Source organism: Pontibacter rugosus, assembly GCF_042678745.1.
In the GTDB taxonomy this organism is placed as follows: Bacteria; Bacteroidota; Bacteroidia; order Cytophagales; family Hymenobacteraceae; genus Pontibacter; species Pontibacter rugosus.
The window spans coordinates 1-5,953 of the sequence record NZ_JBHTLD010000259.1 but is presented as its reverse complement, the minus strand read 5'-3'; the positions used below and the strand labels follow the sequence as shown (position 1 = coordinate 5,953).

Genomic DNA, 5,953 nt, shown 5'->3' with positions numbered 1-5,953 from the left:
TTTATAAAGATTATCTTAACTATCAGGTAAATACACAAACAGGCACTATCAGAAGTAAATGGCTACGATCTGTAAATAGCCAGGAGTACAGAGAAGGTATGTTGTACACGCATAAACTCATTACAGAACACAACCTTTTCTTTTGGATTTATGATGCTTCACGCTATTCTGCACCAAATGTAAGTGATCAGGTGTGGCTCACAAATGTATTCACACCTTTACTCACTCAAACAAATCTAAAAAAAACAGCTTCTATTTTGTCAGGTGATGTTATTATGCAGATGGTTGCGGAGCAAATTCGTGTGAAGGCATTACCTATAATGATTGACAAACTACAATACCAAAGCTTTCATGATCTGGAAAGTGCTGAAGAGTGGATATTTGAAATAAGTTAAGAATGGTTTAGCTTTATATTAAATACACTCATACTTTGCGTTGCAAATTGCCTGTGATCAAATTAAACTTCAAGCCTATACCCCTTCATAATATTTAGAAGTTGCGGTTCAGAATTAGCAGAAGCTTACTGCGGAATCTTCTGCACCAGCTGCGCTACCCCCTGCCTTATTCGCTTTTGCAGTTTAGAGGTATTATCGCTTGGCACTACTCCTCCCGCTGCACCTTCCCAAACTAATTCGTTGGCGGCATGATCTACCAGGTGCAAAGACAGCGTTCCTTTTTGGTAGCGCCCAACTTCCACATCGCGGCTCTTCCAGGTATAACGGCGCTGCCCCATGTAGTATGGCGGGTCCGTCAGAATATTTGTCTCACGTGTTTGAACTTCTTCAGACACTACAATGCCGAGATTAATTTTCAGGTCCGGATTGGTGGTGTTTCTGGTGAGTCCGCGCTGCTGCAACTGCTGTGAGATTTCCTGCTTCAGAAAATCGAGCTGTGTAGCGTATGGTTCTAAAGCCTCCCCACTAGCTTCCACTTCATAAAAGTCGAAGGAAGTATAGTTTCCCAATTTGAAACCTGCATCAGACTCAGTGTCCAAAATTCTAATAGGAGAACAACCAGCGATCATAAGACTCGTCCATACAATCAAATAAATCAACTTTCGGTTTTGCATTGCAAACATATCATTAGGCAGTATAAACACTAGCTATACGTCATGCGTAAGCCTATGTTAAGTTTCGATATTCATTACATCATGCTCTGCACCTAAAGCTTTTCAGGAAGTATAAAAACACTCTTCAAGGTATCGCTCAAACAAGCCTAAAAGTAACAAGAGATATTATGCAGGGCTAAACCTGCCGGTGTTTACACTTTGCGCCGCCATTTAACTTAAAATTGCGCTCCATGTTTGTCTATAGAATGTGTACCTTTAAGCCAAAATTCACCCTCTTCATTTTCCACTTTTATATATTGAAAGCTCTGATAGCCATTTTATGAACACAACAGCTCAATTACTACTGAACAAAAAGAAAAGCATTCTTGATATCTGGTTACAGAATCAGTTAGAAGATGCGGCCCTTCGGGATGATCTGATTTCTAATGACGAACTGCACCGCCAATCTGACGAGCTATTAAGTGGTTTGGCCCGCGCTGTGGCAAACGGCAATATAGACAATGTATACGCTCCTGAATTTGAACAAGTAACAGATATATTGACGGATATTTCCATCACAAGAGCACGCCAGGGTTTTAGCCCCCGCGAAACTGGCATGTATGTTCTTAGCCTAAAACAAGCCATTTGTTCTGTACTGGAACAGGAGTATCAGAATGAGCCGGAAACACTGTACAAGGAACTGATCATCATAAATAACCTGCTCGACAACCTGAGTATGGTAACGTTTGATACGTTCATCAAAGGCCGTGAAGAAGTTATACTTCGCCAGAACGATGAGATAAACGAAATCTCAACACCAGTAATACGTGTATGGGAAGGCATTCTGGCGCTACCGATAATTGGAACTCTTGATAGCGCCCGCACACAGGTAGTAATGGAAAACCTACTACAGGAGATTGTAAACACAGGCAGCAGCATTGCTATACTTGATATATCTGGCGTACCAGCAGTAGATTCTCTGGTGGCTCAACACCTGATCAAAACTGTAAGTGCCACACGCCTGATGGGTGCTGAATGTATCATCAGTGGTATTCGTGCCGAAATTGCACAAACTATTGTGCACCTGGGCATCGATTTATCTAACATCAAGACAAAAGCTACACTTGCCAGCGCACTACAACTAGCTTTTAGCATGCGTAACGTGGAGGTTAGGAAGGTTAACAAAACCGCAGCTTTTAACTTTACTAAATAATAAGCACCATGGAAAGAATTCCAATCCTGAAAATGGGGCCCTTTCTGTTGGTTACCATTCAAGTAGACCTTTACGACCGCCTTGCTCTTAACCTGGAGAACGACCTGATATCTATGGTAAGTAAAACCGGGGCAAGAGGTGTTTTAATTGATATTTCTGTAGTAAGCATAGTAGACTCTTTTATGGGTCGGATTTTAGGCAACATTGCCTCTATGTCACGCATTATGGATGCTGAAACAGTGGTGGTGGGCATGCAACCTGCTGTAGCCATTACGCTGGTAGAGCTGGGCCTTACGCTACAGGGGGTTCATACTGCCCTGGATGTTGAAAAAGGAATGGAATTGCTCTATACCAAAATCGATTTAAGCCATCATTCCGAAGAAGACGAGGAGGGCGCAGATGATCGTAATGACTAAAGACACGATGCAAATCGTGCGGGAGCAGGATGTAGTACCTTTTCGAAACAGAGTGCGTGAATACAGCACCAAAATAGGTATGAGCCTTGTAAACCAAACCAAACTTATTACCGCTGCGAGCGAACTGGTGCGTAACATGCTTAAGTATGCAGGTGGAGGCCATGTAAGGCTGGAGATTATCAGTAAAAATGCTCAGTCTGGGGTAAGGCTTGCCTTTGTAGACGAAGGACCAGGTATAGCAGATGTGTCTTTGGCCATGCAGGATGGATTTACCACAGGCAAGAGCCTAGGGCTTGGATTACCGGGAGCCAAACGCCTTGTAAACGAATTTGATATTGTGAGCAAATGCGGTGAGGGAACCACTGTGACTATAATCCACTGGAAGAATGGACGTTAAACAACATCAGAAATTTCTTATTCCTGATAAATCATATGCAAGTATAGCTAAGCGAGACATCACTCGTATTGCTGAAGCACAAGGTTTTTCGGCCAGTGAAGTTGGCAAAGTAAATATAGTTGTGTCAGAGATGGCATCTAACTTAGTTAAGCATGTGCCAAAAGGAGGTGAATTGCTCGTCCGCACCATCGAGAAAACAGGCATTGAGATCATCTGTCTTGATAATGGCGAAGGCATGCGTGACCCTGTTCGTATGCAGGAGGATGGCGTTTCTACCTTTGGTTCTGCCGGCGAAGGGCTTGGGGCAATCAAAAGGCAATCTGATGTATTTGATCTTTTTACTCAGCCAGAAATCGGCACCATTATACTTTCCAGAATATACAAAGCCGGTAAGTATGACCAACGCGCTCAGCAGGCAAAGCGCCATGAGTTAGGCTACATAATGGTTGCCAAACCAAATGAAACCATGTGCGGTGATGGCCTGGCTGTTATCGAAAACGGGCCTGAGCTTTACCTGTTGGCCTTAGATGGGCTTGGGCACGGTAGTAATGCTCATGAGGCATCACGGCAGGCTAGCGAGGTGTTTAACACCTCTCCCCTGCTACCACCTGACCAAATGCTTAGAAACATACATGAGAAGATAAAAAGGACCCGGGGTGCGGTAGGTTTTATGGCTGGCATCAGCGGTAACACCCAGAAAATGACTTACTGTGGCATAGGCAATATAGCCGGAAAATTATTTTCCGCAGATGGTTCTATGGCAGGTCAGGGATATAAAAACATTATTTCCTATAACGGTATCTTAGGGCATAACATACCAAACACTTTGAGTAACCAGGCCCTTGACTGGGGACGTAACAGAATGCTTATAGTACACTCGGATGGCATAAAATCCAGATGGGATCTGCATAAGTACCCTTCTCTAAACCGCCACCTTGCCACTACCACAGCCGCACTAGTTTATAAAGAGTATTGCCGCCAAACAGATGATACACTCGTAGTAGTTTGTAAAGGTAAAGCTTAATATAGATGCAGCGAGTTATACTTAAAATCAATATCAATAACGAATTGGATGTGGTACTAGCCTACAAGCGGGCTATGCAACTCTCAGAACGTTTAGGTATGCAACAGGCAAACCAAACTAAGTTTGCCACCGCTGTGTCTGAAATTTGCCGTAATGTGGTAGAGCATGTTGGGAGCGGAAGTATCCAGTTTAACATGTTAGAGGACGGTGGTTTTAATTACCTGGAAGCAATTGTAAGCGACAGAGGCCGCGGCATTGGCAACCTGGAGTGGATACTCAACCGACAAAACTTTCTGCCGGGAAACAGAGGCACGGGTATTCAAAACTCCAAAAAGCTAGTGGACGTGTTCAGCATCGAAAGCGAGTTTGAGAAAGGGACAAGAGTAGTATTACGCAAAAAACTACCTGCCTTAGGGGCTGCAGTTTCCAAAGGAGTTTTAGATGTTTGGGCAGAAGAATTCAAAAATGAAGCAGACATATCTCCTTATGCAGAGATAAAGAAACAGAACATGCAGTTGCTGGAGGTAATGGATAAGTTGCACCTGCGCAATCTGGAAGCCGAGCAGCAACTATATGAAATCAGAAGGCTAAACGGGCAGCTCCAGCAATCAAATCAGGACATCAGTCAATTGCTGGAAGAACGTGACAAAAAAAATCAGCTGCTACAGGAAATAAACCTAAACCTGGATGCCTTTGCCCATACAGTCTCACACGACCTGCGAGCTCCGCTTCAAAACATAAATGGCTTAACAACGGCCCTGGAAGCATGCCTGGAAGCCAATCATACTACCGAAGCACAGGCTATGTTTCCGATGCTGCGCCAGCAAACACAAAAGATGGACAGGCTGATTACCGGCATACTTGCTTACTCGCTATCAGGCCACCATAACCTGCCTAAAAAAGTGTTAGAAATGCACACCCTCATTCATCAGGTTATTAGTTCATTAGATGTTCCGCCCTCTTTTAAATTTGAGATAAGCGAGAATCTCCCCGTGCTGTATTCTCAGGAAGTATACCTGTTCCAGATTTTTAGCAACCTCATCGGGAACGCTATTAAATTTCACGATCAGCCAGAAAATGCTGTTGTCACTGTCTCATGCTCCATTCTGGATGAATGGCTGACCTTCATCATCAAAGACAATGGCCCGGGCATACCTGTACAGGTGCAAAAGCAGATTTTTCACATGTATGATACGGGCAGTGCTTTGCATCGCTCCGATAGCACTGGACTTGGCTTATCTATTGTCCGTAAGTTAGTAGAAGAGAAAGGTGGAAAGGTTTGGGTAGAGTCTACTGGCCGTGGCAGCAGCTTTATACTAACATGGCCTGCCTCTGAAATAGTAGTGGAGGAGCAATAAAAAAGGCGCTTATTTGTAAGCGCCTTTTTTATTGCTATAAAGCTTTTTCTTTATAAAATTCATTCATTATTTCTCGCACATCATGCTTTGTCAGCGCCTTTGAGTAATGCTTCTTTACTTTACTGTAATTTTTTAATTTCTCAAGATCATAGAAACTGGCAGAAGAGGTTAGCATCAGAATGATCACCAAATTGGCTTCATCCAATCCTTTTTTCTGATACTCATCCAGGAAAGTGAAGCCATCCATTACAGGCATCTTAATATCCAGGAATATAATATCAGGTCGTTTAAAACCATCAATTTGCACCGGTCCGTAAGCCTTTACCAGATAATCTATAGCCTCTTTTCCATTCTTCAAAACTTTAATTTCCTTAGAGATATTCATCTCGTTCAGAAGTCGTTGATTTAAAAAATTGGTAGTATCATCATCATCTACCAACAGCACAAGATCTAGCGGAGTGTTATAAGACTGCATTTTTTATTTCTTATAATAGGTG

8 protein-coding genes are annotated in these 5,953 nt (G+C 43.0%); 6 read left to right on the top strand and 2 right to left on the bottom strand.

Annotation, left to right across the window (positions count from 1 at the left end):
• A partial coding sequence (locus tag ACFQ2O_RS19305; RefSeq protein ID WP_377531868.1) for a hypothetical protein occupies window positions 1-395 on the top strand: 395 nt, incomplete at its 5' end.
• A 125-nt stretch (window positions 396-520) separates the two neighbouring features.
• Here ACFQ2O_RS19305 and ACFQ2O_RS19300 read toward each other — a convergent pair.
• The gene (locus tag ACFQ2O_RS19300) at window positions 521-994 is read right to left on the bottom strand and encodes a DUF4136 domain-containing protein (RefSeq protein ID WP_377531865.1); all 474 of its coding nucleotides are present in this window, start codon (window positions 992-994) and stop codon (window positions 521-523) included.
• A 394-nt stretch (window positions 995-1,388) separates the two neighbouring features.
• On the opposite strand from ACFQ2O_RS19300, the gene ACFQ2O_RS19295 reads away from it, so the two are divergent.
• From ACFQ2O_RS19295 to ACFQ2O_RS19275, 5 genes are read left to right on the top strand one after another with little or no spacing between them, the layout of a single operon-like run.
• Window positions 1,389-2,261, top strand: coding sequence for an STAS domain-containing protein (locus ACFQ2O_RS19295; RefSeq protein WP_377531863.1), 873 nt, complete (start codon window positions 1,389-1,391; stop codon window positions 2,259-2,261).
• 8 nt (window positions 2,262-2,269) lie between these two features.
• Window positions 2,270-2,677 carry an STAS domain-containing protein gene (locus ACFQ2O_RS19290; RefSeq protein WP_377531860.1) on the top strand — a complete coding sequence of 136 codons (408 nt, stop codon included), beginning with the start codon at window positions 2,270-2,272 and terminating at the stop codon, window positions 2,675-2,677.
• Window positions 2,670-3,074, top strand: coding sequence for an anti-sigma regulatory factor (locus ACFQ2O_RS19285; protein WP_377531857.1), 405 nt, complete (start codon window positions 2,670-2,672; stop codon window positions 3,072-3,074). The genes ACFQ2O_RS19290 and ACFQ2O_RS19285 overlap by 8 nt, the downstream gene beginning before the upstream one ends.
• Window positions 3,064-4,098 carry an ATP-binding protein gene (locus ACFQ2O_RS19280; protein ID WP_377531855.1) on the top strand — a complete coding sequence of 345 codons (1,035 nt, stop codon included), beginning with the start codon at window positions 3,064-3,066 and terminating at the stop codon, window positions 4,096-4,098. Before ACFQ2O_RS19285 ends, ACFQ2O_RS19280 begins: the two co-directional genes overlap by 11 nt.
• Window positions 4,099-4,103: 5 nt before the next feature.
• Window positions 4,104-5,456 (top strand): ATP-binding protein, encoded by a 1,353-nt coding sequence (locus tag ACFQ2O_RS19275; RefSeq protein WP_377531852.1) that lies wholly within the window; start codon window positions 4,104-4,106, stop codon window positions 5,454-5,456.
• Between the two features lie 34 nt (window positions 5,457-5,490).
• Here the strand turns inward: ACFQ2O_RS19275 and ACFQ2O_RS19270 are convergent, their stop codons facing one another.
• On the bottom strand, window positions 5,491-5,931 hold the full coding sequence (locus ACFQ2O_RS19270) for a response regulator (protein ID WP_377531849.1): 441 nt from the start codon (window positions 5,929-5,931) through the stop codon (window positions 5,491-5,493).
• Window positions 5,932-5,953: the final 22 nt, after the last annotated feature.

Coding starts and splice junctions, on each gene's coding strand:
- ACFQ2O_RS19295 (WP_377531863.1), top strand. CDS start 1,389: ATGAACACAACAGCTCAATTACTACTGAACAAAAAGAAAAGCATTCTT.
- ACFQ2O_RS19290 (WP_377531860.1), top strand. CDS start 2,270: ATGGAAAGAATTCCAATCCTGAAAATGGGGCCCTTTCTGTTGGTTACC.
- ACFQ2O_RS19285 (WP_377531857.1), top strand. CDS start 2,670: ATGACTAAAGACACGATGCAAATCGTGCGGGAGCAGGATGTAGTACCT.
- ACFQ2O_RS19280 (WP_377531855.1), top strand. CDS start 3,064: ATGGACGTTAAACAACATCAGAAATTTCTTATTCCTGATAAATCATAT.
- ACFQ2O_RS19275 (WP_377531852.1), top strand. CDS start 4,104: ATGCAGCGAGTTATACTTAAAATCAATATCAATAACGAATTGGATGTG.
- ACFQ2O_RS19270 (WP_377531849.1), bottom strand. CDS start 5,931: ATGCAGTCTTATAACACTCCGCTAGATCTTGTGCTGTTGGTAGATGAT.